The organism is Pseudomonas grandcourensis, assembly GCF_039909015.1.
In the GTDB taxonomy this organism is placed as follows: domain Bacteria; phylum Pseudomonadota; class Gammaproteobacteria; order Pseudomonadales; family Pseudomonadaceae; genus Aquipseudomonas; species Aquipseudomonas grandcourensis.
This window is the reverse complement of the sequence record NZ_CP150919.1, coordinates 622,967-648,091: the sequence shown is the minus strand read 5'-3', so window position 1 is coordinate 648,091 and position 25,125 is coordinate 622,967. Positions and strand designations below refer to the sequence as shown.

19 protein-coding genes and 2 tRNA genes are annotated in these 25,125 nt (G+C 60.0%); 4 read left to right on the top strand and 17 right to left on the bottom strand.

The annotated features are described in order from the left end of the window. Window positions 1–276 precede the first annotated feature (276 nt). The 8 genes from AABM52_RS02760 to rnr all read right to left on the bottom strand — a co-directional run bounded on the left by AABM52_RS02760 (window position 277) and on the right by rnr (window position 9,995). Window positions 277–2,580, bottom strand: a complete 2,304-nt coding sequence (locus tag AABM52_RS02760; RefSeq protein ID WP_347910303.1) for a YgiQ family radical SAM protein — start codon at window positions 2,578–2,580, stop codon at window positions 277–279. A 105-nt stretch (window positions 2,581–2,685) separates the two neighbouring features. Further along, on the bottom strand, window positions 2,686–4,080 hold the full coding sequence (gene dnaB, locus AABM52_RS02755) for a replicative DNA helicase (RefSeq protein WP_347910302.1): 1,395 nt from the start codon (window positions 4,078–4,080) through the stop codon (window positions 2,686–2,688). A gap of 121 nt (window positions 4,081–4,201) precedes the next feature. Next, on the bottom strand, window positions 4,202–4,648 hold the full coding sequence (gene rplI, locus AABM52_RS02750) for a 50S ribosomal protein L9 (protein ID WP_007973276.1): 447 nt from the start codon (window positions 4,646–4,648) through the stop codon (window positions 4,202–4,204). Between the two features lie 19 nt (window positions 4,649–4,667). Beyond that, complete coding sequence (locus AABM52_RS02745; protein WP_347910301.1) at window positions 4,668–5,561, bottom strand: hypothetical protein; 894 nt, start codon at window positions 5,559–5,561, stop codon at window positions 4,668–4,670. 36 nt (window positions 5,562–5,597) lie between these two features. Then, window positions 5,598–5,828 (bottom strand): 30S ribosomal protein S18, encoded by a 231-nt coding sequence (rpsR, locus tag AABM52_RS02740; protein ID WP_002551829.1) that lies wholly within the window; start codon window positions 5,826–5,828, stop codon window positions 5,598–5,600. Between the two features lie 28 nt (window positions 5,829–5,856). Continuing rightward, window positions 5,857–6,279 carry a 30S ribosomal protein S6 gene (gene rpsF / locus AABM52_RS02735; RefSeq protein WP_008048087.1) on the bottom strand — a complete coding sequence of 141 codons (423 nt, stop codon included), beginning with the start codon at window positions 6,277–6,279 and terminating at the stop codon, window positions 5,857–5,859. 315 nt (window positions 6,280–6,594) lie between these two features. Continuing rightward, window positions 6,595–7,362 carry a 23S rRNA (guanosine(2251)-2'-O)-methyltransferase RlmB gene (gene rlmB, locus AABM52_RS02730; RefSeq protein WP_347910300.1) on the bottom strand — a complete coding sequence of 256 codons (768 nt, stop codon included), beginning with the start codon at window positions 7,360–7,362 and terminating at the stop codon, window positions 6,595–6,597. Then, a complete protein-coding gene (rnr, locus tag AABM52_RS02725) occupies window positions 7,359–9,995 on the bottom strand; it encodes a ribonuclease R (RefSeq protein WP_347910299.1) in 2,637 nt (878 codons plus the stop codon). The genes rlmB and rnr overlap by 4 nt, the downstream gene beginning before the upstream one ends. 225 nt (window positions 9,996–10,220) lie before the next feature. On the opposite strand from rnr, the gene AABM52_RS02720 reads away from it, so the two are divergent. From AABM52_RS02720 to AABM52_RS02705, 4 genes are all read left to right on the top strand, one after another. Continuing rightward, window positions 10,221–10,307 (top strand) — tRNA-Leu (locus AABM52_RS02720). A gap of 167 nt (window positions 10,308–10,474) precedes the next feature. Further along, window positions 10,475–10,561, top strand: a tRNA-Leu gene (locus tag AABM52_RS02715). 336 nt (window positions 10,562–10,897) lie between these two features. Next, window positions 10,898–11,908: an extracellular solute-binding protein gene (locus AABM52_RS02710; protein ID WP_347910298.1), complete on the top strand. Its 1,011-nt coding sequence runs from the start codon at window positions 10,898–10,900 to the stop codon at window positions 11,906–11,908. Beyond that, window positions 11,908–13,464, top strand: a complete 1,557-nt coding sequence (locus AABM52_RS02705; protein WP_347910297.1) for an iron ABC transporter permease — start codon at window positions 11,908–11,910, stop codon at window positions 13,462–13,464. The genes AABM52_RS02710 and AABM52_RS02705 overlap by 1 nt, the downstream gene beginning before the upstream one ends. A 52-nt stretch (window positions 13,465–13,516) precedes the next feature. Here the strand turns inward: AABM52_RS02705 and AABM52_RS02700 are convergent, their stop codons facing one another. The 9 genes from AABM52_RS02700 to mutL all read right to left on the bottom strand — a co-directional run bounded on the left by AABM52_RS02700 (window position 13,517) and on the right by mutL (window position 25,125). Continuing rightward, window positions 13,517–15,451, bottom strand: coding sequence for a methyl-accepting chemotaxis protein (locus AABM52_RS02700; RefSeq protein WP_347910296.1), 1,935 nt, complete (start codon window positions 15,449–15,451; stop codon window positions 13,517–13,519). A gap of 150 nt (window positions 15,452–15,601) precedes the next feature. Continuing rightward, window positions 15,602–16,891, bottom strand: coding sequence for an adenylosuccinate synthase (locus AABM52_RS02695; RefSeq protein ID WP_108218419.1), 1,290 nt, complete (start codon window positions 16,889–16,891; stop codon window positions 15,602–15,604). A gap of 54 nt (window positions 16,892–16,945) precedes the next feature. After that, entirely contained in the window at window positions 16,946–18,133 is a 1,188-nt protein-coding gene (locus tag AABM52_RS02690) for an ATP phosphoribosyltransferase regulatory subunit (RefSeq protein ID WP_007973265.1), read from the bottom strand. 312 nt (window positions 18,134–18,445) lie between these two features. Then, a complete protein-coding gene (gene hflC / locus AABM52_RS02685; protein ID WP_347910295.1) occupies window positions 18,446–19,315 on the bottom strand; it encodes a protease modulator HflC in 870 nt (289 codons plus the stop codon). Beyond that, window positions 19,315–20,490, bottom strand: coding sequence for an FtsH protease activity modulator HflK (gene hflK / locus AABM52_RS02680; protein ID WP_347910294.1), 1,176 nt, complete (start codon window positions 20,488–20,490; stop codon window positions 19,315–19,317). The genes hflC and hflK overlap by 1 nt, the downstream gene beginning before the upstream one ends. 96 nt (window positions 20,491–20,586) lie before the next feature. Further along, window positions 20,587–21,888: a ribosome rescue GTPase HflX gene (gene hflX / locus AABM52_RS02675; RefSeq protein WP_008048071.1), complete on the bottom strand. Its 1,302-nt coding sequence runs from the start codon at window positions 21,886–21,888 to the stop codon at window positions 20,587–20,589. A 12-nt stretch (window positions 21,889–21,900) separates the two neighbouring features. Next, a complete protein-coding gene (gene hfq / locus AABM52_RS02670; RefSeq protein WP_007902656.1) occupies window positions 21,901–22,161 on the bottom strand; it encodes an RNA chaperone Hfq in 261 nt (86 codons plus the stop codon). Window positions 22,162–22,255: 94 nt separating this feature from the next. After that, on the bottom strand, window positions 22,256–23,227 hold the full coding sequence (gene miaA / locus AABM52_RS02665; RefSeq protein ID WP_347910293.1) for a tRNA (adenosine(37)-N6)-dimethylallyltransferase MiaA: 972 nt from the start codon (window positions 23,225–23,227) through the stop codon (window positions 22,256–22,258). Next, a complete protein-coding gene (gene mutL, locus AABM52_RS02660) occupies window positions 23,227–25,125 on the bottom strand; it encodes a DNA mismatch repair endonuclease MutL (RefSeq protein ID WP_347912576.1) in 1,899 nt (632 codons plus the stop codon). The genes miaA and mutL overlap by 1 nt, the downstream gene beginning before the upstream one ends.

Here is a 25,125-nt window from a genome sequence, read left to right as displayed (position 1 = left end):
GCTGGCGCTTTCTTCGGTTGCCTGAGGCAGTACAGCACCAATATCGGGCGATGCAGGAAAATGGTTGGGCGCAGGTGCACGTAAATGTGGCGATCAGCCAGAAATTGGTTGGCAGCTCCGGCCTCTTCGCGAGCAGGCTCGCTCCTACAATGAAATGCATTCCCCTGTAGGAGTGAGCCTGCTCGCGATGAGGCAAGTAGCTCCAATACATTTTTCAAAGCCTGAAATGCAAAACGCCAACCCGAAGGTTGGCGTTCTGTTCAGCTCAAGCGAGGCTTAGCGCGGCACGACCGGCTTGCGGGTCGGCTTGGGGCCCTTGCCCTTGGCCGCATCCTTGCGTTCCTTGGCCGCCTGCTGGTTGCGGGCGAACGCCGCAGCCTTGGCCTGTTCGCGCTTGTCCCACGGATTGCCGCCATCGCTGGCACGTGGTGGCAGGCCGGTATGCTGGGTCAGGATCTTGGTGGTCTTTTCCCCTGCAACCTTATGGCTGCCGGCTGGCGTCGAGTTCTTGCGACGGGCGCTCTGGTAGCTGTCTGTCGACGGCTGGTGCAAAGGAATCAACTGGTTCTTGCCCGGCCCTATCAGGTCGGCACGGCCCATGCGGGTCAGTGCTTCGCGCAGCATCGGCCAGCCTTTCGGGTCGTGATAACGCAAGAACGCCTTGTGCAGACGGCGCTGCTCTTCGCTCTTGACGATGGTCACCGGGTCACTCTTGTAGGTGACCTTGCGCAGCGGGTTCTTGCCCGAGTGGTACATCGCGGTGGCGGTGGCCATCGGCGACGGGTAGAACGCCTGCACCTGGTCGGCACGGAAACCATTGCCCTTGAGCCACAGGGCCAGGTTCATCATGTCTTCATCGGTGGTGCCCGGGTGGGCGGCGATGAAGTACGGAATCAGGTACTGCTCCTTGCCCGCTTCCTTGGAGTACTTCTCGAACATGCGCTTGAACTTGTCATAGCTGCCGATGCCCGGTTTCATCATCTGGTTGAGCGGACCTTCCTCGGTGTGTTCCGGGGCGATCTTCAGGTAACCACCGACGTGGTGGGTCACCAGTTCCTTGACGTACTCCGGCGACTCGACCGCGAGGTCGTAACGCAGGCCGGAAGCGATCAGGATCTTCTTCACACCCGGCAATTCACGGGCACTGCGGTACAGCTGGATCAGCGCCGAGTGATCGGTATTCAGGTTCGGGCAGATACCTGGGAACACGCACGATGGCTTACGGCACGCGGATTCGATTTCCGGGCTCTTGCAAGCAATGCGGTACATGTTCGCGGTCGGGCCGCCGAGGTCGGAGATCACGCCGGTAAAACCCGGGACCTTGTCACGAATCTCTTCGATTTCGCGAATGATCGACTCGTGGGAACGGTTCTGGATGATCCGGCCTTCGTGCTCGGTGATCGAGCAGAAGGTGCAGCCGCCGAAGCAGCCACGCATGATATTCACCGAGAAGCGGATCATGTCGTAGGCCGGGATCTTCTCCTTGCCGTACGCCGGGTGCGGAATGCGCGCATAAGGCATGCCGAACACGTAGTCCATTTCTTCGGTGGTCATCGGAATCGGTGGCGGATTGAACCAGACATCGACTTCGCCGTGCTTCTGCACCAGCGCGCGGGCGTTGCCCGGGTTGGTTTCCAGGTGCAGCACGCGGTTGGCGTGGGCGTAGAGCACCGCATCGCCACGGACCTTTTCCACCGACGGCAGACGAATCACGGTCTTGTCGCGGGTCATGCGCGGGCTGGCCAGGATCTGCACGACCTTGGCTTCCTGCGGATCTTCAACCGGGCCCTTCTCCTGCTCGATGGCGCAGGCCTGGGTATCCTGGGTGTTCACGTACGGGTTGATGATCTTGTCGATCTTGCCCGGACGATCGATGCGCGTGGAGTCGACTTCGTACCAGCCTTGCGGCGTGTCGCGACGAATGAACGCGGTGCCGCGCACATCGGTGATGTCTTCGATCTTGTGACCGTAGGACAGACGCTGGGCGACTTCGACAATCGCACGCTCGGCGTTGCCATAGAGCAGGATATCGGCGCAGGCGTCGATCAGGATCGAGTTGCGCACCCGGTCCTGCCAGTAATCGTAATGCGCAATACGGCGCAACGAAGCTTCGATGCCGCCAAGTACGATCGGCACGTTTTTGTAAGCTTCCTTGCAGCGCTGGCTGTAGACCAGGCTGGCGCGGTCCGGACGCTTGCCGGCCAGGCCACCCGGCGTGTACGCGTCGTCGGACCGGATTTTCTTGTCCGCGGTGTAGCGGTTGATCATCGAGTCCATGTTGCCGGCCGCGACACCGAAGAACAGGTTCGGCTCGCCGAGCTTCATGAAGTCGTCTTTGGACTGCCAGTTCGGCTGGGCAATGATCCCGACGCGGAAGCCTTGGGACTCCAGCAGCCGGCCGATGATCGCCATGCCGAACGACGGGTGATCGACGTAGGCATCACCGGTGACGATGATGATGTCGCAGGAATCCCAGCCGAGCTGATCCATCTCCTCCCTGCTCATGGGCAGGAACGGCGCTGGCCCGAAACATTCGGCCCAGTACTTGGGATAGTCAAATAACGGCTTGGCTGCTTGCATGTCGATAACCGGTGTTGGCTTTCATTGAATTTCGCGGGCGCGCAATATAGCACAAATTTTGACCAATTCCGACGGCTATGGTCGGAAATTGGTGTGCCGGATAACTTACTCGTCGTCGAAGTTGTAGCTACCCGGTGCGAGGTTTTCGAAGCGGGTGTACTTGCCGATGAACGCCAGACGTGACGTACCGATCGGGCCGTTACGCTGTTTACCAATGATGATTTCAGCGATGCCTTTATGCTCGGTTTCCGGGTGATACACCTCATCCCGGTACACGAACATAATTACGTCAGCATCCTGCTCGATCGCTCCGGATTCCCGCAAGTCGGAGTTGATCGGGCGTTTGTTCGGTCGCTGCTCCAGGGAGCGGTTGAGCTGGGACAATGCCACTACCGGGCAGTTGAATTCCTTGGCCAGTGCCTTCAAGGAACGGGAGATCTCGGAAATCTCGTTGGTCCGGTTGTCGCCGCCGGAACCTGGAATCTGCATCAATTGCAGGTAGTCGATCATGATCAGGCCGACATCGCCATGCTCACGGACCAGACGTCGGGTTCGGGCGCGCATTTCCGACGGGCTGATGCCGGCGGTATCGTCGATGAACAGCTTGCGGTCATTGAGCAGGTTGACCGCCGAGGTCAGACGCGGCCAATCATCGTCCTCCAGCTGACCGGAACGGACCTTGGTCTGGTCGATCCGACCCAGGGACGACAACATACGCATGATCAGCGACTCGCCTGGCATCTCGAGCGAGTAAACCAGTACGCACTTGTCGCTGCGCAACACGGCGTTTTCCACCAGGTTCATCGCAAAGGTGGTTTTACCCATGGATGGACGGCCGGCGACGATGATCAGGTCGGACGGTTGCAGGCCGCTGGTCTTCTCGTCGAGGTCGGTGTAGCCGGTGGACAGGCCAGTAATGGCGTTGTCGGTGTTGAACAAGGTGTCGATGCGGTCGATGGCCTTGGTCAGCAGATCGTTGACGCCCACCGGGCCACCGGTTTTTGGCCGGGCCTCGGCGATCTGGAAGATCTGCCGTTCGGCTTCGTCGAGAATCTCTTCAGCCGTACGACCTTCCGGGTTGAAGGCGCTGTCGGCAATCTCCGTGGCTATGCCGATCAACTGCCGCAAGGTAGCCCGTGCGCGAACAATCTGTGCATAAGCCTTGATGTTGGCGACCGATGGCGTGTTTTTCGCCAGTTGGCCAAGGTAGCCAAGCCCGCCGACCTGTGAAGTCTGACCTTCCTTGTCCAGTTGCTCGGACAGGGTCACGACGTCGATCGGCATGTTCTGATCGGCCAGCTTGGCGATCGCACGGAAAATCAGGCGGTGGTCATGTCGATAGAAATCGCCGTCGGAGACTTGATCGAGCACGCGTTCCCAGGCGTTGTTGTCCAGCATCAGACCACCGAGCACGGCCTGTTCGGCCTCGATGGAATGCGGCGGCACCTTCAGCGCGGCGGTTTGCAGATCGTATTGCTCAGGAGCGGAGATTTCGTTCATGGCCACTTGGAATCAGAATGTAAAAACTGGAATGCCAGAAAGACAAAGGGCACGACCTGTAAACAGGATCGTGCCCGATGTTACCGGCAAGCACCCGAGGGTGCCAGCCGACAAGTGCTGCTTAAGCTGCTACCACGACAACGCGTACGGTGGCTTCAACTTCGGCGTGCAGGTGCACGGCTACGTCGAATTCGCCTACGTTGCGGATGGTGCCGTTCGGCAGACGAACTTCGCTCTTCTGCACTTCAACGCCGGAGGCGGTCAGTGCGTCAGCGATGTCGTGAGTACCGATCGAACCGAACAGCTTGCCTTCGTCGCCAGCGGTGGCAGTGATGGTCACTTCCAGCTCGGCCAGTTGGGCAGCGCGGCTTTCAGCCGATGCTTTGCGATCTGCTGCAGCTTTTTCCAGCTCAGCGCGACGCTCTTCGAACGCAGCCAGGTTGGCTGGGGTCGCAGCGGTAGCTTTGCCGTAAGGCAGCAGGTAGTTACGACCGTAACCAGCCTTAACGTTCACTTTGTCACCCAGGTTGCCCAGGTTGGTGACTTTTTCCAGAAGGATCAGTTGCATGTGAAAATCCTCTTAACTTTTAACCTTCACCGTTCGCGTTATCGGCATCTTTCGGTGCCGAACGACCGCGAAAATCAATCAGGCTGTCGACGATGGCCAGGACCACCAGCAACGGATAGATCAGTTGCATGAACAGCAACAGCGTCACGTACAACCCCACCAGCCAGAACCTGGCCAGTCGCTTCTGCGCCACCAGCCCGTGAATCAGGGCCAGCCCCGCGAACACCAGCGGTACGCTGCACAACGGCGTCAACATGGCCATCTGCGAACCGAGATTCGGCCCCAGAAGCATGCACGCCAGCAGCAACATCGCCGGCAACAGCGGGAAGCGGATGGCGCGAAACTCGCGACCAAAACCGCCCGGGTTGTACAACAACGCCTGCCAGTAGCGCCCGACAAGCAGGCTCAGCAAGCTGACGATTTGCAACAACGCCGCAATCAGGCCGGTCAGGACCGGTGCAATCAGGGACGCGAAACGCGCTTGTTCGTCTACCGACAACTTCTGGTAGACATCGCCGAGTAGCGACGGCATGACTTTGATCAAAGCCTGCGCCAGCATCTCGATCTGGGGAGCAAAAGCTATCCCCAACACCACTGAAAACACCACTCCCATTGCTATGCTGACCAGCAGCACGCGGTTCCAGGACTCGCTTGCGCGCAAAACCAACGCAAGGCTCGCAGACCCCAGCAGCACCAGAAGTGCCCGTGGGTCGTCGGAGTAAAGCCACCAGACCAATGCCGGCAGCAGTCCCAGAGCAAGAACGCCCAGGGCGTCCCTCAATCCGCGCCGCAGGAGCACAAGGCATCCGGCGGCAGCACCCAACCAATACAACAACGGCATCGCCGCGCATCCAGCCACTACGAGAGTGGCCTGCATACGGCCGCGCATGATGAACTCAGCTATGGCCCGCATGCATTCAATCCTTTGCTACGTGTCGACTGCCCGGTCTCAGCGGCCGTGGCTGTCGGTGTAGGCCAGCAGGGCCAGGAAGCGGGCGCGCTTGATAGCGGTGGCCAGCTGACGCTGATAACGAGCTTTGGTACCGGTGATGCGGCTTGGAACGATTTTGCCGGTCTCGGATACGTAGGCTTTCAGAGTGTTGAGATCTTTGTAATCGATCTCTTTCACGTCTTCAGCGGTGAAGCGGCAGAATTTACGACGACGGAAGAAACGTGCCATGTAATTGGCTCCTTAAAAGGTCCGTGGATTACTCGTCAGCGTTATCGCTGTTGTCGCTGTCATCACTATCAGCGCTTTCAGCGCCTTCGTGCTCAGGACGGTCGCGACGCTCACGGCGCTCACTGCGGTTTTCTTCAGCCTTGAGCATCTCGGACTGGCCGGTAACGGCTTCGTCGCGACGGATGACCAGGTTACGGATCACTGCATCGTTGTAGCGGAAGTTGTCTTCCAGCTCGGCCAGGGCCTTGCCAGTGCACTCAACGTTCAGCATCACGTAGTGAGCCTTGTGAACATTGTTGATTGCGTAGGCCAGTTGACGACGGCCCCAATCTTCCAGACGGTGGATTTTGCCGCCGTCTTCTTCGATCAGCTTGGTGTAACGCTCAACCATGCCGCCGACTTGCTCGCTTTGATCCGGGTGGACCAAAAAGATGATTTCGTAATGACGCATGAATGCTCCTTACGGGTTGTAGCCTGCCGCTCAAAAGCGGTCAGACAAGGAGTGAATGACACTTATGGACTTGCGGACGCTAGACACGTTGGTGCCTGCCATCACAGCAAGGGGCGCAATTGTAGAGAAGGGGCGAGGGAGGCGCAAGGTAATTGGTGATTATTTGAACAGCTCGTTCAAATCACAATTTTTGCTTCACCACAAACCCCTGTGGGAGCGAGCCTGCTCGCGATGGGGACACCACATTCAACATTGATGCTGAATGTTACACCGCTATCGCGAGCAGGCTCGCTCCCACAGGAGAGTTGCAGCAGATCAGAACTTCTTGGCAGCAGCCTTGGCTTTGACACTGCGCTGGCGCTGCGCTTCGAACAGGCAAACGCCGGTCGCCACGGAAACGTTGAGACTGCTGACGCTACCGGCCATCGGCAGGTTCACCAGGTAGTCGCAATGCTCGCGGGTCAGGCGACGCATGCCCTTGCCTTCGGCGCCCATGATCAGGATGGTCGGACCGGTCAGGTCCTGGTCATACAGGCTGACCTCAGCTTCACCGGCCGTACCGACAACCCACAAGCCGCGCTGCTGGAGCTTTTCCAGGGTGCGCGCCAGGTTGGTCACGGCCACCAGCGGAATCACTTCCGCCGCACCGCAGGCGATTTTTCGTACAACCGGAGTCAGGGTCGCCGACTTGTCCTTCGGCACGATCACTGCCAGCGCACCCGCCGCATCGGCGGAACGCAGGCAGGCACCGAGGTTGTGCGGATCAGTCACGCCGTCGAGCACCAGCAACAACGGCGCGCCGTCGGTGCGATCGAGCAGCTCGTCGAGCATCGCTTCGCCCCAGACCTGGCTCGGACTCACGTCCGCGACCACACCCTGGTGCACGCCTTCAACCCAGGCGTCCATTTCGCGGCGCTCGGCCTGGCCGACCTGAACCCGGTTTTCGTTGGCCAGCTCGATCAGCGTCTGGACCCGAGGGTCATTGCGACCTTCGGCCAACCAGATCTGCTTCACGCGTTTCGGGTGGTGACGCAACAACGCTTCTACAGCATGTACGCCGTAGATTTTTTCCAACTGACTCATGGCTTGGCCTTAGGTTTACGCGCCCCGCCACTCTTGGCTGGAGCCGAGCCCGCTTTTGGCGGGCCTTTACGATGTTTGCTCGGTTTGGCTGGCTTGCCGCCGACGGCCTTGTCAGGCGTCGACCGGCTGGTCTTTCCCCCAGACGCCGCTTTACCGCCGCTTTTCGCACCGGCCAGCAACGCCTGTTTCATTTCACGACTTTTGCGCACTTCGGCGTTTTTCGCCGCCGCATCGCTCGGGCGATAGGCTTCTACAGCCTTTTCCTTGGCAGGACGACGACCGGTTTTCGCCGGGGCCGGTTCTGCGACTGTTTTTGTAGAAGGCGCCGCAGGCGCTGCCGCTTCCGTGCCACGTTTTTTGCGACCGATCGGCGCACTGATGGTTTTTTCGGCCATCTCGAAGTCGATCTTGCGCTCGTCGAGGTCGACGCGCATGACCCGCACTTCCACGGTGTCACCCAGGCGGAAGCTGCGACCGGTACGCTCACCGGCCAGGCGGTGGTGCACAGGATCGAAGTGGTAGTAATCGCCCGGCAGCGCGGTGACGTGCACCAGGCCTTCGACGTAGATGTCGGTCAGCTCGACGAACAGACCAAAACCGGTCACGGCGGTGATCACACCCGGGAACGATTCGCCCACGCGATCCTTCATGAACTCGCACTTGAGCCAGTTCACTACGTCGCGGGTCGCTTCGTCGGCTCGGCGCTCGCTCATCGAGCACTGCTCGCCGAGTTGCTCCAGCGCCGCTTCGTCGTACGGATAGATACGCGCTTTCGGAATGGTCATCGCACCGGCACGGCGAACGTGCGGGGTGTCCTGCTTCGAGTGGATCACGCTGCGAATCGCCCGGTGCGTGAGCAAGTCCGGATAGCGGCGGATCGGCGAAGTGAAGTGGGTGTACGCCTCGTAATTCAGGCCGAAGTGGCCCTGGTTATCCGCGCTGTACACCGCCTGACTCAACGAACGCAGCATGACGGTCTGGATCAGGTGGAAATCCGGACGATCCTTGATACCGGCCAGCAGTGCCTGGTAATCCTTCGGCGACGGACCGTCCTTGCCTTTGTGCAGGGACAGGCCGAGCTCGCCGAGGAACGCGCGCAGCTTTTCCAGGCGCTCCGGTGGCGGACCATCGTGAACACGGTACAGCGCAGGGATTTCGTGCTTCTTCAGGAACTCGGCGGTGGCCACGTTGGCCGCCAGCATGCATTCCTCGATCAGCTTGTGCGCATCATTGCGCACGGTCGGGCGGATTTCGGCGATTTTGCGCTCGGTACCGAAAATGATCCGGGTTTCCTGAGTTTCGAAATCGATCGCGCCACGCACGTGACGTGCAGCCAGCAAAACCTTGTACAGCGAGTAGAGCTGCTTGAGGTGCGGTACAACGTCGGTGTATTCACCGCGCAGCTTGCGTGCCTCGGTGGCTTTCGGCGTTTCCAGCATCGCGCTGACCTTGTTGTAGGTCAGACGGGCATGGGAGTGGATCACCGCTTCGTAGAAGCAGTAGTCGGTCATTTCACCGGATTTGGAGATGGTCATCTCGCAAACCATGGCCAGGCGATCGACTTGCGGATTCAGCGAGCACAAACCGTTGGACAGCTGCTCAGGCAGCATCGGGATCACGCGCTCAGGGAAGTACACCGAGTTGCCACGAACCTGCGCTTCGGCATCCAGCGCCGAACCGAGCTTCACGTAGCTGGATACGTCGGCAATCGCCACGTACAGCTTCCAGCCGCCCGAGAACAGGCGCAGCTTGCCCGGACGGGCTTCGCAGTAGACCGCATCGTCGAAGTCGCGGGCATCTTCGCCGTCGATGGTGACGAACGGCAGATGACGCAAGTCGATGCGCTTCTCTTTGTCTTTCTCTTCGACTTCCGGCTTGAGCTTGCCGGCTTCCTTGAGCACGGCGTCAGGCCAGACGTGAGGAATGTCGTAGGTACGCAGGGCAACATCGATTTCCATGCCCGGCGCCATGTAGTTGCCCACGACTTCAACCACGTCGCCTTGCGGCTGGAAGCGTGGCGTCGGCCAGTGAGTGATCTTCACTTCGACGAACTGACCGATCTGCGCGCTGGCGTTACGCCCCGGCGTCACCAGCACTTCCTGCTGGATCTTCGGATTGTCGGCAACCACAAAACCGATGCCGCCCTCTTCGAAGTAGCGGCCGACGATGGTTTCGTGAGCGCGGGACACCACTTCGACGATCATGCCTTCGCGGCGACCACGACGGTCCAGGCCGGATACACGGGCCAGCGCACGGTCACCATCGAACACCAGGCGCATCTGCGCCGGGCTCATGAACAGGTCGTCGCTGCCGTCGTCCGGCACCAGGAAGCCGAAGCCATCGCGGTGACCGCTGATGCGGCCCAGGATCAGGTCAAGCTTGTCCACCGGCGCATAAGTGCCGCGACGGGTATAGATGAGTTGAGCATCGCGCTCCATGGCGCGCAGGCGGCGGCGCAGGGCTTCGATCTGGTCTTCTGTGGTCAGACCAAACTCTTCGACCAGTTGCTCGCGGTTAGCAGGCGAACCTCGATCAGCAAGATGCTGAAGGATCAGTTCGCGGCTAGGAATAGGGTTTTCATATTTTTCCGCTTCACGAGCGGCCTCGGGATCGAGGGACTGCCAATCGGCCATTAGAGAGTTTTCACCTTGTCTATATGCGGGTTAGTTTGGCATAGGCGTAATGAAACGGGAAATTTCAGGCTAAGACGACCCATCTAAAGCCCTGTATCGACACCGCAAAGCTGTTTTGAAGACCGCTGGCGAAATTTTCCAGGTTTTTTTGACCCTGGGGGTTTACAGTTCAAAAGACGCTCCGTATAGTGCGCGCCATCGACGACGGACAACGTTGCCGATACTGCCCAGATGGTGAAATTGGTAGACACGCCAGCTTCAGGTGCTGGTGACCGCAAGGTCGTGGAAGTTCGAGTCTTCTTCTGGGCACCAATTTCGAGCTTGAGATTAGTTCAATTTCAAGGCTCACACAAAAACCCGCGAAAGCGGGTTTTTGCATTTTTGGCCACTGGTTTATTATTTTTAGAATCAGGGGTTTACAGATCAAAATGCTCTCCGTATAGTGCGCCACATCAACAGCGGCAACGCTGAAGATGAATGCCCAGATGGTGAAATTGGTAGACACGCCAGCTTCAGGTGCTGGTGACCTTACGGTCGTGGAAGTTCGAGTCTTCTTCTGGGCACCAATTCAAATTCAAGGTTACGACCTTGGATTTCACAGAAACCCGCGAAAGCGGTTTTTTGCGTTTCTGGCATTTGAAAATATTCCAACACCACCCTTTGTGGCGAGGGAGCTTGCTCCCGCCGGGGCGCGAAGCGGCCCTCGTTATTCCGTCAGTCAGACCTCGCACGCTAGATTTGCGCCTGCTTGGCAGCCGAACGGGAGCAAGCTCCCTCGCCACAAAAGTTCAGCGCCAAGCGCTCCTCGCAAGCTTCTACCCACCACACAAGGCGCATTTGAGAAACAATATCGTTTATCATTGTTGCAAGTTTTTGCAATGCGACAGTGAGGAACCCTGCGAATGATGTTTCGAAATACCCTGCGCCGCGGCTTGACCATTACCCTGCTCGGCCTGGCACTCGCCACCCCCCTCACCCAAGCCGCCGATCCGGTTGCCCTGACCCTCTACAACGGCCAGCACAAAGAAGTCGGCGACGCGGTCGCCAAGGCCTTCGAAGCCAAGACCGGGATCCACGTCAATGTGCGCAAAGGCAGCAGCAACCAGCTCGCCAGCCAGATCGTCGAAGAAGGCGATCGCTCCCCCGCCGACGTGATCTACACCGAAGAATCGCCACCACTGAACAAACTCGGCGAACAAGGCCTGCTGGCCAAGGCGGATGACGCCACCCTGGCCGTTCTGCCCAAGGAATACGTCGCAGGCAACGGCACCTGGATTGGCGTGACTGCCCGGGTGCGCGTCGTTGCGTTCAACCCCAAGCTGATCGATGAAAAAGACCTGCCGACCTCGGTGATGGAATTCTCCGATCCGAAATGGCAAGGCAAGGTCGGCTTCGTACCCACCAGCGGCGCCTTCCAGGAGCAAGCGGTAGCGATCATCAAGGTGCACGGCATGGACGCAGCCGAAGAGTGGCTGACCGGCCTGCGCGCATTCGGCAAGACCTACAGCAACAACATGGTCGCGCTCAAAGCCGTGGAAAATGGTGAAGTAGCCACTGTGCTGGTGAACAACTACTACTGGTTCGCCTTACAACGGGAAAAAGGCCAGCTCGACTCGAAACTGCATTACTTCACCGGCGGCGATGTCGGCGGACTCATCACGGTTTCCAGCGCTGCCGTCCTGAAATCCAGCAAACATCCAAAAGAAGCCCAACAATTGCTCGCCTACATGGCCAGCGAAGAAGGCCAGCGCGTGATCACCCAGACCACCGCCGAATACCCGCTGCACAAAGGCATGGCATCTGATCGCGGGCTCAAGCCATTCAGCGAACTGGAAGCACCAAAAGTCACCCCTGCCGACCTCGGCAACGCCGAAGAAGCGCTGGACCTGGAACGTGACGTTGGCCTGAATTGATGGGTGCCCCATTGTCCGCGCATCACGCATACGCACCACGGCACAAGCGGCCGTCTGTCTGGCTGATACTGCCCGTATTGCTGTTGGTGGTGCTCAGCCTCCTGCCTCTGCTGTACGTGGGCCTGAAAGCCTGGCAGGCGGGCTGGGCAGAAGCACTGCATTTGCTATGGCGACCTTATGTGTTCGGCTTGCTGCGCAACACACTGGCATTGATGATTGGCGTCACCGTGGTTTGCGGGGTAATCGGCCTGTCGCTGGCCTGGTTGCTAGAGCGCAGTAATCTGCCGGGCCGACGATTGTGGGGCGTGATCCTCTGCCTGCCGTTCGCCGTTCCGGCCTTTGTCAGCAGCTTCACCTGGGTTTCCCTCAGCGCTCATTTCGAGGGACTTGGCGGGGCTATCCTGGTCATGAGTCTGTCCAAGTATCCGCTGATCTTTCTGCCCGTGGCGGCAACCTTGCGCAATCTTGACCCGTCCCTCGAAGAGTCCGCGCGTACGCTGGGACAGAATCGTTGGGGTGTATTTTTCAAGGTCACCCTGCCCCTGCTCTGGCCTTCGCTGCTGGCGGGTTCGTTGCTGATTGCACTGCACATGCTGGTGGAGTTCGGCGCCTTGTCGATCATCGGCCTGCAAACCTTCACCACGGCGATCTATCAGCAGTTCGAACTGGAGTTCAGCAATGCCAACGCGGCGATGCTCTCCGCCGTACTGTTGATGCTGTGCCTGGCGCTGCTGTGGCTGGAGTTGCGCGTGCGCGGCAAGGGTCGACACGTGCGCACCGGCCAGGGTGCGGCGCGACGCGCGGAACAGGTTCAACTGGGCCCCTGGGCCGTGGCGGGACAGCTGTATTGCCTGCTGCTGGCAATCATTGGCAGCGGGATTCCGCTGGGCATGCTGGCCTACTGGCTGGCGGTGGGATCCTCGGCAGCCTTTCCCATGGCGGCTATCGGCGAAGCCTTGCTGTCCTCCCTCGCCCTGTCGCTGGGTGGCGCGGCGCTGTGCCTGGTGCTGGCGGTGCCGGTCGGCCTGCTGGTCGTGCGCCATAAAGGCCAACTGGCGATCTGGGCCGAGCGCCTGCCGTATCTGCTGCACGCCCTGCCCGGGCTGGTCATTGCCCTGACCCTGGTGTATTTCGCCCTGCACTACGTGCCGATGCTTTACCAGACTTCGGCACTGCTGCTGATCGCCTACGCCCTGCTGTTTCTGCCGCTGGCCCAGGCGCCGATCCGCACCGCCCTGAACAAGGCGGCACCGCAACTTGAGGAGGCGGCACGCACACTGGGCGCCTCGTCATTCAGCGCTTTCTGCCGAGTGACACTGCCGATTATTTTCCCGGCACTGGGGGCGGCTTTTGCCCTGGTGTTCCTGGATGCGATGAAGGAGCTGACGGCGACTTTGCTGTTGAGCCCAACCGGGCTCAACACACTGGCAACGGAAGTCTGGGCGCATACCGCGAATGTGGAGTTTGCGGCGGCGGCGCCTTATGCAGCGTTGTTGATATTGGTGTCGGGGTTGCCGGTCTATTTGCTGACGACCCGGATGTATCTGAGCCGTTAAGACCACCATCGCGAGCAAGCTTGCTCGCGATGAGGCCATCCCTGACAAAGCATTAAGCCCTGAACTGCCCCAGGCTCGCCTTCAATTGCGCCGCCAGACCATCGAGCACCTTGCCGCTCGCCGTGGTCTCCACGACAGCTTGCGCCGCCTTCTCAGCCTGGGCATGTATGGTCTGAACCCTCCCCCGCACTGCCTGTGCGCCCTGCGCCTGATGCGCCGCCGCCTGGGTGGCCAGACCAATCGCCGCATGGACCTGCTCGACCGATGTCTGCACCGATTGCTGCAACCGCGCACTATCACGCAGAACCAGCAAACCCTCACTGGCCTGCCGCCCAGCCTGACCAATCGCCGCCACCGCCTCACGCGCACCTTGTTGCAACGCCACGATGTGCGCCTGAATATCACCGGTGGAACTCTGCGTCTTGCTCGCCAGCGCCCGCACCTCATCGGCCACCACCGCAAACCCGCGCCCGGTCTCGCCGGCACGCGCCGCCTCAATCGCCGCGTTCAGCGCCAGCAGGTTGGTCTGCTCGGCGATGCCGTGAATCACCGTCAGCACCACCTCAATCTGCTCACTTTGTTGTGCCAGGCGCTCGATCACCTGGGCACCAGTGTTGACCTGCCCCGCCAGCTCCTCGATCAGGCTGCCGACTTTCGCCGAGGTCCGGGTGTTTTCATCGGTGGCCTGGCGAATATCCACCACCTGTTTCAGCGCCGCCTGCATGGCGTGGCTTTCCGACTGGGCTTCATCAGCCATTTGCGACAGCGCACGCAAACTCTCCGCGACCTCGTCGCGCTGCATGCCAGCTGCCGCATCCGCACCGGCGTTGCGCAAGGTCATGGCACCGATTTCCACACCGGTACGCTGGGCTACATCGCCCGCCTCGCGCACGATCGGTTGCAACTTATCCACAAAGCGATTGACCGCAGAGGCCATATCGCCGATTTCATCCTTGCTGTTGATCTGCACACGCTTGGTCAGATCGCCCTCGCCCGCCGCCAGGTCATCCATGGCAACGATCAGCATTTTCAGGCGATTGACCACCCGACGACCAAGCACCACCGCCAACAGCAGCAGGACACCGAAACCCACCACCGCCAGACACACGCCGATGCGCCAGCGCAATGTCGTAGCGGCTTCCTGCACGGTGCTGGTGGTATTGGCCTTCATTTCAGCCGCAGTGGACTGCGCCGACTGCAGGCGCGAGCGCATGGCCGCTGCGCTATCGGCGGCCGCGCCCTTGAGGCTGTCGCCCACCAGTTGATCGCTGCTGGCGATCAAGGTCGAGAAGCGCTTGTCGAGGGCCGCCAGATCAGTCTCCACCGACGCGGTCGAGACCCCCATCAGGACCTTGCCGATTTCTACGCCGTTAGGATTGATCGGGGCCTCGATGTAGAACACCGAAGGATCGTTCTTCGCCGCATCCAGCACCTTGTCCAGCGCCCGCTCGCCCTGGCCTTTTTCCAGCAGCGCCTTGTTGATCGGGTTTTCCCGGTTGAGGTAGCGCGTCAGGTGCTGGCCGGTGGCGTCGTCATACACCACGAACAGCACATTGGGATTGCGCTGGGCCCGGCGGGCGAACTCGGAAAGTGTTGGAACGTCGTTGTCCCACATGGCGCGGGGCGCGACAGAGGCCAATAGTTGCGCCATGTCGTTGGCGGAGTCCTTCAGATCTTTTTCCAGCGTTGAGCGCAGCTGCGCCTGCTCGTCCTTCAGCCGCGAGGACAAACCGGCTGTCAGGCGCTGACGCGTACTGGTAGAGAGGCTGTCGAGGCTCGACGTGACTTCGCGCCCGGCCTGCTCAAGCTCAGCGGAAAGCTTTTGGCTGTCCGCACCCAGGCGCATGCCGAGATCGGCCTCCAGCGCGGTCACCGTGCTCCGGGTCAGAGCAACAGCTACCAGCACCTGCACCAAAAGGGCGATACCAAGGGTAACGAATACGGGCCGCAACAACCGGCTTTGTAACAGTGAGAGAACGGCCGACAATTGATATCCCTCCGCATAAGCGCCATTAAATTGATGGCACGCCAAAAGTGGCGTTTTAGGCAAAGCTAATAGCAAAGGTCATGCCGTCCAACAGGCATAAACGACAAAGGCCCCAATTAAGGGGCCTTTGTGTTTTACATCAACGGTTTATCAAGCAAACGGATGGCGCAGAACGATGGTTTCGTTGCGGTCCGGGCCCGTCGAAATAATGTCGATCGGCGCGCCGATCAGCTCTTCAACGCGCTTGATGTAAGCACGGGCGTTAGCCGGCAGCTCTTCCAGGGTTTTGGCACCCACGGTCGACTCGGTCCAGCCCGGCACTTCTTCGTACACAGGCTGCAGGCCCACGTAGCTGTCAGCATCAGTCGGGGCAACGGCCTTGCCTTCTGCATCTTTGTAGCCGACGCAGATGTTGATGGCTTCCAGACCGTCGAGCACGTCCAGCTTGGTCAGGCAGATGCCCGAGATGCTGTTCACATCGATAGCGCGACGCAGGATAACAGCGTCGAACCAGCCACAACGACGGGCACGGCCGGTCGTCGCGCCGAACTCGTGACCTTGCTTGGCCAGGTGCGCACCGACTTCGTCGAACAGTTCCGTCGGGAATGGACCCGAACCTACACGCGTGGTGTAAGCCTTGGTGATGCCCAGGATGTAGTCCAGGAACATCGGGCCAACACCCGAACCGGTAGCAACGCCGCCAGCAGTGGTGTTAGAACTGGTCACGTACGGGTAGGTACCGTGGTCGATGTCCAGAAGGGAGCCTTGGGCGCCTTCGAACATGATGTCTTTGCCAGCGCGACGCAGGTCGTGCAGCTCGGCAGTCACGTCCAGCATCAGCGGCTTGAGCAGCTCAGCGTATTCTTTGCATTCGGCCAGAGTCTTGTCGAATTCGATGGCTGGCTCTTTGTAGTAACCCACCAGCATGAAGTTGTGGTAATCCACCAGTTCACGCAGCTTGTCTTCAAAGCGCGGCATGTTGAGCAGGTCGCCCACACGCAGGCCACGACGTGCAACCTTGTCTTCGTAGGCCGGGCCGATGCCGCGACCGGTGGTACCGATCTTCAGCTCGCCACGGGCCTTTTCACGGGCCTGGTCCAGCGCAACGTGGAAGGACAGGATCAACGGGCAAGACGGGCTGATACGCAGGCGCTCGCGCACCGGTACGCCTTTTTCTTCCAGCTTGGTGATCTCGCGCAGCAGGGCGTCAGGTGCAACCACCACGCCGTTGCCGATCAGGCACTGCACGCCTTCGCGCAGTACGCCCGACGGGATCAGGTGCAAGACGGTTTTTTCGCCGTCGATCACCAGGGTGTGGCCAGCGTTGTGGCCACCCTGGTAACGCACTACGGCGGCAGCATGTTCGGTCAGCAGATCAACGATCTTGCCTTTGCCCTCATCACCCCATTGGGTGCCCAGGACTACGACATTCTTACCCATAACACTTGTCCTCATTCGCGCAAACTTGGTGCCGGCGGCAGCCGGCGGGAAAACTCAAGAAGCCAGTGGCGAAACTTGCCAAAGCCCGTTCTGCTGAATCAATTGCCGGTCGCAGTCCGCTTCACGGGCGGCGGCCAAAGGTTGTCCAGGCAAGGCCTGAACGACACGCTGACCCTCACTGCGCAACTGGCAAACCTGCTGCCAGAGTGCCGCATCCGTACTGTCAGGCATCCAGATACCGCCAGACGGTAGCTCGATCTCAGCACGCCCCAGGGTCACCAGGGTTTTCAAATCGGTGGAAAAGCCGGTCGCCGGACGGGCGCGACCGAAGTCGGCGCCGATGTCGTCGTAACGACCGCCCTGGGCAATGGACTGGCCAACACCCGGCACGAACACGGCGAATACCACGCCGGTGTGGTAGTGGTAGCCGCGCAACTCGCCCAGGTCGAAATACAGCGGCAGCTCAGGGAAACGCACGGACAGCCGCTCGGCAATCGCCAGCAAGTCGTCCAGCGCGGCCAGAACAGGGGCCGGCGCCTTGGCCAGACGCTCGCGAGCAGCAGCCAGCACTTCGCGACCACCACACAGGTCGACCAACGCCCGCAGCATGCCCGACAGATCGGCAGGCAAGCCCTCGGTCAAGGTAATGACCTCGTCGATGGCCTTACGTTGCAAGGCATCGAACAACTGCTGCTCGACTTCACCGGACAAACCGGCGGCGCGGGCCAGGCCGCGATAGATGCCAACATGACCGAGGTCCATGTGCACATCCGGCACATCGGCCAGTTGCAGCATGGCCAGCATCAGGCTGATGACTTCAACGTCGCTGCTCGGACTGCCGTCGCCGTACAACTCGGCACCCAGTTGAATCGGGCTGCGCGAGGACGACAAGGCGCGAGGCTGGGCGTGCAGGACACTACCGGCATAGCACAGGCGGCTTGGGCCTTCACGACGCAGGGTGTGCGCATCGATGCGCGCCACTTGCGGCGTGATGTCGGCACGGAAACCCATCTGACGGCCCGATTGCGGGTCGATGACCTTGAAGGTGCGCAGATCCAGGTCCTGGCCCGCGCCGGTCAGCAGGGATTCCAGGTACTCGATATGGGGAGTCACGACAAACTCGTAACCCCAGCTCTGGAACAGATCCAACACCTGACGACGCGCGACTTCAATACGCGCAGCTTCCGGTGGCAGTACTTCTTCGATGCCATCTGGCAGAAGCCAGCGGTCTACCGTTGCCATTACGCCTTCCCCTATCTCCGGGCGACCAGCCTGTCGGCGAGCCTTGAGTGAAGCAGAAAATGATCGGCTTGCGCACAAACCACGCGCATGAGCGACGGAGCGAAAAGCCTTTCTACCGGCTTCGCCAACCACTTTCCTCGAAAAACTGTCGAGCCAATCGACCCGGCATCTGCTTTAAAACAGCAATCAAACATGCAGACGCAAAAAAGCCGGGAATTTCCCGGCTGCCGCATCATACACACGTTTTCCCAAAGGATCACCCCGCCAGAGGTTTTAGCCGCCCGGCGGGGGATAAATCAGGTCAACGCCGTATCAAGGCTTGGCTTTTTCCAGGTAGTGGAAGAAGTCACTGCTTGGGTCGAGGACCAAGACGTCGGATTTGTTCGCGAAGCTTTCACGGTAGGCGCGCAGGCTACGGTAGAACGCGTAGAACTCCTGATCCTGACCGTAGGCCTTGGAGTAGATCGCAGCAGCCTGGGCATCACCGTCACCGCGAACCTCTTCGGATTCACGATAGGCTTCAGCCAGCAGCACGCGGCGTTGACGATCGGCGTCGGCACGGATGCCTTCTGCCAGTTCGTTACCCTTGGCGCGGTGCTCGCGAGCTTCACGCTCACGCTCGGTGCTCATACGTTCGAACACGCTGCGGTTCACTTCTTTCGGCAGGTCGATGGTCTTGACCCGAACATCGACCACTTCGATGCCCAGCTCTTTCTCGGCCATCTTGTTCAGCGAAGCCGTGATATCCGCCATCAGCGCATCACGCTCACCCGACACCACTTCGTGCAGGGTGCGCTTACCGAACTGGTCACGCAGGCCCGATTCCAGACGACGGGACAGACGCTCGTCGGCGATCTGCTTGAGGCCGGAAGTCGCGGTGTAGAAACGCTCTGCGTCCTTCACGCGCCACTTGGCGTAGGCATCCACCATCACGGCTTTCTTTTCCAGCGTCAGGAAGCGTTGTGTCGGTGCATCCAGCGTCATCAGACGTGCGTCGAATTTACGCACCTGGTTAACGTAAGGCACTTTCACATGCAGGCCTGGCTGAACATCGGTCTGGACCACGCGACCGAACTGCAGCAACACCGCACGCTCGGTCTGAGCCACGATGTAGAAGCAGTTCCAGGCAGCGATCGCCACGACGACGCCGACAATAAGGGCGATCAGCGATTTATTGCTCATCAGCGACTCTCCCTGGTACGTGCTTGCTGTTGCTGCAGATCAGCTGCCGCACGCGCATTCGCTTCATTGCTGGTGGCTGCCGCACTGGTCACCGGAGTGCTGGTGTTGCGACCACTTTCGACCATCTTGTCCAGCGGCAGGTACAACAGGTTGCTCTGGCCATTCTTGTTGCCGGTCACGAGAACCTTGCTGGTGTTGCTGAAGACTTCCTGCATGGTGTCCAGGTACAGACGCTGGCGGGTGACTTCAGGGGCCTTGCGGTACTCGGCGACCAGCTTGGTGAAGCGATCGGCCTCACCCTTGGCACGCGAGACGGTCTCGTCACGGTAACCATTGGCATCCTCAAGGATGCGCTGGGCCTGACCACGGGCTTCCGGCACGACGCCGTTGGCATAGGTTTCGGCCTGGTTGCGCGAACGCTGCTCGTCTTCACGGGCACGGATCACGTCATCGAAGGCTTCCTGGACTTCGCGCGGTGCCGCTGCGCTCTGAACGTTGACCTGGGTAACGGTGATACCGGTGCGATAGGTGTCCATGAAGCGTTGCAGACGCTCCTTGATCTCGCTGGCCATCAACTCACGACCTTCGGTCAGGACCTGGTCCATCGCGGTGGAACCCACCACATGGCGCAAGGCGCTGTCGGTCGCGTGTTGCAGGCTGATTTCCGGCTGATCGACGCTCAGCACGAAGTCCTGCAGGTTGCTGATCTTGTACTGCACGGTCAGCGGCACTTCGACGATGTTCTCGTCTTCAGTCAGCATCTGGCCCTGCTTGGTGTAGGCACGCTCACGCGTGACGTTTTCCATGTACTTCTTGTCGATCGGCGGGAAGTAGATGTTCAGGCCCGGACCCACGGTTTCGTAGTACTTGCCCAAGCGCAGCACTACAGCCTGCTCCTGCTCGTCGACGACATAGACCGCGCTGTACAGCCAAACGGCGGCCAACACGACCAGGCCAATGCCGAGCAGGCCGCCAAAGCCGCCACTCTTGCCCGGACCACCGCCGTCGTCGCCACCACGTTTCTTACCGCCACCGAACAAACCGTTCAGGCTTTCCTGCAGCTTTCGGAAGGCCTCGTCGAGATCCGGTGGCCCCTTGCGGTCGCCGTTGTTACGACGCTTGCCACCCCAAGGATCCTGATTATTCGAGTTGCCACCCGGCTCATTCCAAGCCATAGCGCTCTCCATCTGATAAAGCAAAGACGCACCCACGGCGCGCCGACCAATGCTACAGAATGCCTGTCACCACGGCACAACCGCTTTCCCAGGCTTTTATTGCAAAGTGTGTTGCTCGATGAATTCCATCGGCTGCAATCCCTCGCGGCTTACCAGTCGATTCAACTCGACCCGGGGCAAACGAACGGCCAGCAAACTGATGCCTTCTTCGTCGTGCTCTTCTTTCTGCACCGCACCGAGTTCGAAGAACTGCGCACGCAGTCGAGCGAATCGTTGCGGCAAGCGCAAGGTACCGACAAACAAATCACTGCCCAGTAACTCGGCAATGGCTTGTTCAAGCAATTCCAGACCACTGCCATCACGCGCCGACAGCCAGACCCGTTGGGGCTTGCCGTTTTCGTCGCGCTGGATTTGTGGCTCAACGCCTTCAAGCAAATCGAGTTTGTTATAGACCTCGAGGATCGGCAAGTCCTGAGCACCAATCTCGCCGAGCACCACCATTACTTGCTCGATCTGCAACATGCGATCTGGTTCGGCCGCATCGATCACGTGCAACAACAGATCGGAGTTGCTCGACTCTTCGAGGGTAGACCGAAATGCTTCGACCAGCTTGTGAGGCAAGTGGCGAATGAAACCCACAGTGTCCGCCAGGACAATCGGCCCCAGATCGTCTATATCCAGACGACGCAGGGTCGGGTCCAGCGTGGCAAACAATTGGTCAGCTGCGTAGACGTCGGATTTCGTCACATTATTGAAGAGCGTGGATTTACCGGCGTTGGTGTACCCCACCAGGGACACGGTAGGAATATCCGCACGCGATCGGCCACGGCGCGACTGTTCTCGCTGGCTGCGCACTTTCTCCAGCCGACCCTTGATCTGCCGCAGGCGAACCCGCAGCAAACGGCGGTCGGTTTCCAGCTGGGTTTCACCCGGGCCACGCATACCGATACCGCCACCCTGGCGCTCAAGGTGAGTCCAGCCACGAACCAGCCGGGTGCTCATGTGGTCAAGCTGGGCCAGTTCGACCTGGAGCTTGCCTTCATGGGTACGGGCGCGCTGAGCGAAAATATCGAGAATCAGACCGGTACGGTCGATCACGCGACACTCGAAAACACGTTCGAGGTTACGTTCCTGACTGGGTGTGAGGATGTGATTGAAAATCACCAGATCGGCCTGTTCGGCTTTGACCAGGTCGCGCAGTTCCTCGACCTTGCCACTGCCAATCAGGGTCTTGGCGGTTGGCCGATGACGCGGCACGTTAAAAAACGCGACGGTCTCGGCACCCGCCGAATTAGCCAATTCCTGAAACTCCTGCGGATCTTCGCGCGCCTCAGGGTCCTGTCCATCCAAGTGAACGAGGATTACTCGCTCACCACCACCGTGGCGCTCAAAGAACAAAGGAGACTCCTATCAGGCGTTACCTGGCTCAGCATCACCTGCTTCGGATTCGGTTGCGCTAGGCAGACGAATTGGACGAACCGGCACCACTGTAGAGATCGCGTGTTTGTAGACCATCTGGCTGACGGTGTTTTTCAGCAGGATAACGAACTGGTCGAAAGACTCAATCGTGCCTTGCAGCTTGATACCGTTGACCAGGTAGATGGACACCCCAACTTTCTCTTTACGTAAAGTATTCAAGTAAGGGTCTTGTAGCGAATGCCCTTTTGACATGTGCCGCACTCCTTTAAGGATTCAATATAAAAAAATAGGTAATCAGATGGCTTTGGCCGCCACACCCCCAAGGATAGACGGCAATTGCAAGGACTCAGCTCAATATGGAGATGGTCCCAAGGTATTTCAAGGCGCGCGGCAGATTGTCGCAATCGAGACTGTCCAGCCAATGCAGATCAGTCCAACTGCGCAGCCAGGTGAACTGGCGTTTCGCCAATTGGCGCGTGGCAATGATTCCACGCTCCTGCATCTCGGCTGACGTCAGCTTGCCATCCAGGTAGTCCCAGACTTGGCGGTAGCCTACTGCACGTATAGACGGCAACCCGGTATGCAGGTCACCTCTATTACGCAGGGCTACGACCTCGTCAATGAATCCCTGTTCCAACATTAAAGTGAATCTTTGTTTAATTCGCTCGTGCAGTACCTGGCGATTTGCCGGAGCAATGGCCAAGTTCGCGACAGTATAGGGCAATTGTTGGTGTCCCGAAGCGGCTGCTTCAGTACTTTGCGCACTTTGTTGCAAACGCAGGGCAGTCATGCTCTGACCGCTGACACGATAAACTTCCAGCGCTCGACTCAATCGCTGGGGATCGTTCGGATGAATCCGCGCCGCGGAAACCGGGTCAATGACCGCCAACTGGTCGTGCAAGGCTTGCCAGCCAAGGCGCGCAGCCTCTTCTTCGATTTGCGCGCGAACCTCGGGATCGGCGGCCGGCATATCCGCCAGTCCCTCAACCAAAGCCTTGTAATAGAGCATGGTGCCACCCACCAGCAGCGGAATTTTTCCGCGCGAGGTGATATCGGCCATCACTTCCAGGGCGTCACGGCGGAAATCCGCAGCCGAATAGCTCTCGGCCGGGTCGAGAATATCGATCAGACGATGCGGGTATTGCGCCAGCAGCTCTTTGGAGGGCTTGGCGGTGCCGATGTCCATGCCACGGTAGACCAGCGCCGAATCGACACTGATCAACTCGCAAGGCAGGACCTTGGTGAGTTCGATGGCCAGGTCGGTCTTGCCGGCGGCGGTCGGCCCCATCAGGAAAATCGCAGGTGGGAACTGGCTCATCAACGACCGCGCAGGAACAGTTTGTCCAGATCGTCCAGGCCCAGTTGGGTCCAGGTCGGTCGGCCATGGTTGCATTGACCGCTGCGCTCGGTGTTTTCCATGTCACGCAGCAGACCGTTCATTTCCGGCAAGGCCAGGCGCCGATTCGCACGAACCGCGCCATGGCAGGCCATGGTCCCGAGCAATTCGTTCAGGTGCGCCTGAATGCGGTCGCTGGTGCCGAACTCCATCAGATCAGCCAGGACGTCGGCGACCAGCCGGTTGGCTTCGGCCTGTTTGAGCAGTGCCGGGATCTGCCGGATCGCCAGGGTTTCCGGGCCCAGGCGCTGCAACTCAAAGCCCAGGCGCTGGAACCAGGCGACATGCTCCTCGGCGCAATCGGCTTCACGCTGACTGACGGCCAGGGACTCCGGCACCAGCAACGGCTGGCCGCTCAGGCCCTCACTGGCCATCGCCACCTTCAGACGCTCGTACATGATCCGCTCGTGGGCAGCGTGCATGTCCACCAGCACCAGGCCTTGGGCGTTTTCCGAAAGAATGTAGATGCCCTTGAGTTGTGCCAGCGCATAACCCAGCGGCGGGATATCGTCCTGCCCGGCCGGCAGCGCGACGGCATTGGCCTCGGGCAGCGGCGCAAAAAACTCGCGATAGGCGGCCTGTGCTTCGGCGACAGGCACACCGGACTGCGGACGCGGCGTGTATTGATACTGATAACCCGCGCCAGCTCCCGAACCCGCCGGCGCATTGAACGACGGCTGAGCCTGGGGCTGTTCCAGCAACGCATTGGCGGCCAGGCGCATTTCGCCCTGGGGTCCGAATTCACCGGCGTCGAGGCCGGTAGGCCGGACGATGGCCGTTGCAACCGGCGCCGCCAGTTGATCGTCGGGGCGCACATCACCCAAGGCGCGGTGCAAGGTGCCGTAGAGGAAGTCGTGAACCATGCGCCCTTCACGGAAGCGCACTTCGTGCTTGGTCGGGTGCACGTTGACGTCAACGCCAGTCGGATCGACTTCGAAAAACAGCACGAAGGTCGGATGCCGACCGTTGAACAGCACGTCTCGATAGGCCTGGCGTACCGCGTGGGCCACCAGCTTGTCGCGCACGGCACGGCCATTGACGAAGAAATACTGCAAATCCGCCTGACTGCGGTTGAAGGTCGGCAAACCGACCCAGCCCCATAGATGCAGGCCGTTGCGCTCGATTTCGATTGGCAGTGCCTGCTCCAGGAAACCCGGACCGCAGATCGCCGCCACGCGCCGGGCACGGGCCGCATCATCATGGGCCTCATGCAGGCTGAGGATGGTCTTGCCGTTATGGCGCAGATGGAACGCCACATCGAAGCGCGCCAGGGCCAGACGCCTGATCACTTCTTGCAGGTGATCGAATTCGGTTTTTTCGGTTTTGAGAAACTTGCGCCGCGCCGGCGTGTTGAAGAACAGGTCGCGCACTTCAACCGAAGTGCCCACCGGGTGGGCCGCAGGCTGCACGCGGGGCGCCATGTCCCGACCTTCGGTTTCGACTTGCCAGGCCTGATCGGCGTCGCGGGTGCGGGAGGTCAGGGTCAGACGCGCGACGGAGCTGATCGACGCCAGGGCCTCGCCGCGAAACCCCAGGCTCATGACCTGCTCGAGGTCTTCCAGGTTGCGGATCTTGCTGGTGGCGTGACGGGCCAGTGCCAGCGGCAGGTCATCGGCGGAAATGCCGCTGCCATCGTCGCGCACCCGCAGCAGCTTGACGCCGCCCTGCTCCACATCGACGTCGATGCGTTTGGCGCCGGAGTCGAGGCTGTTTTCCAGCAACTCTTTGATCACCGAAGCCGGGCGCTCGACCACCTCACCCGCGGCAATCTGGTTCGCCAGTCGCGGGCTGAGCAGCTCGATTCGCGCGCCGTTGCTCAC

What these genes read in the sequence shown, in the direction of transcription:
- dnaB (WP_347910302.1), bottom strand. Translation starts at nt 4,080, where the DNA reads ATGAACGAAATCTCCGCTCCTGAGCAATACGATCTGCAAACCGCCGCG.
- miaA (WP_347910293.1), bottom strand. Translation starts at nt 23,227, where the DNA reads ATGAGCCAGTTCCCACCTGCGATTTTCCTGATGGGGCCGACCGCCGCC.
- rlmB (WP_347910300.1), bottom strand. Translation starts at nt 7,362, where the DNA reads ATGAGTCAGTTGGAAAAAATCTACGGCGTACATGCTGTAGAAGCGTTG.
- hfq (WP_007902656.1), bottom strand. Translation starts at nt 22,161, where the DNA reads ATGTCAAAAGGGCATTCGCTACAAGACCCTTACTTGAATACTTTACGT.
- AABM52_RS02710 (WP_347910298.1), top strand. Translation starts at nt 10,898, where the DNA reads ATGATGTTTCGAAATACCCTGCGCCGCGGCTTGACCATTACCCTGCTC.
- AABM52_RS02690 (WP_007973265.1), bottom strand. Translation starts at nt 18,133, where the DNA reads ATGGCAACGGTAGACCGCTGGCTTCTGCCAGATGGCATCGAAGAAGTA.
- AABM52_RS02705 (WP_347910297.1), top strand. Translation starts at nt 11,908, where the DNA reads ATGGGTGCCCCATTGTCCGCGCATCACGCATACGCACCACGGCACAAG.
- hflC (WP_347910295.1), bottom strand. Translation starts at nt 19,315, where the DNA reads ATGAGCAATAAATCGCTGATCGCCCTTATTGTCGGCGTCGTCGTGGCG.
- AABM52_RS02760 (WP_347910303.1), bottom strand. Translation starts at nt 2,580, where the DNA reads ATGCAAGCAGCCAAGCCGTTATTTGACTATCCCAAGTACTGGGCCGAA.
- rplI (WP_007973276.1), bottom strand. Translation starts at nt 4,648, where the DNA reads ATGCAACTGATCCTTCTGGAAAAAGTCACCAACCTGGGCAACCTGGGT.
- AABM52_RS02745 (WP_347910301.1), bottom strand. Translation starts at nt 5,561, where the DNA reads ATGCGGGCCATAGCTGAGTTCATCATGCGCGGCCGTATGCAGGCCACT.
- rnr (WP_347910299.1), bottom strand. Translation starts at nt 9,995, where the DNA reads ATGGCCGATTGGCAGTCCCTCGATCCCGAGGCCGCTCGTGAAGCGGAA.
- AABM52_RS02695 (WP_108218419.1), bottom strand. Translation starts at nt 16,891, where the DNA reads ATGGGTAAGAATGTCGTAGTCCTGGGCACCCAATGGGGTGATGAGGGC.
- hflK (WP_347910294.1), bottom strand. Translation starts at nt 20,490, where the DNA reads ATGGCTTGGAATGAGCCGGGTGGCAACTCGAATAATCAGGATCCTTGG.
- rpsR (WP_002551829.1), bottom strand. Translation starts at nt 5,828, where the DNA reads ATGGCACGTTTCTTCCGTCGTCGTAAATTCTGCCGCTTCACCGCTGAA.
- rpsF (WP_008048087.1), bottom strand. Translation starts at nt 6,279, where the DNA reads ATGCGTCATTACGAAATCATCTTTTTGGTCCACCCGGATCAAAGCGAG.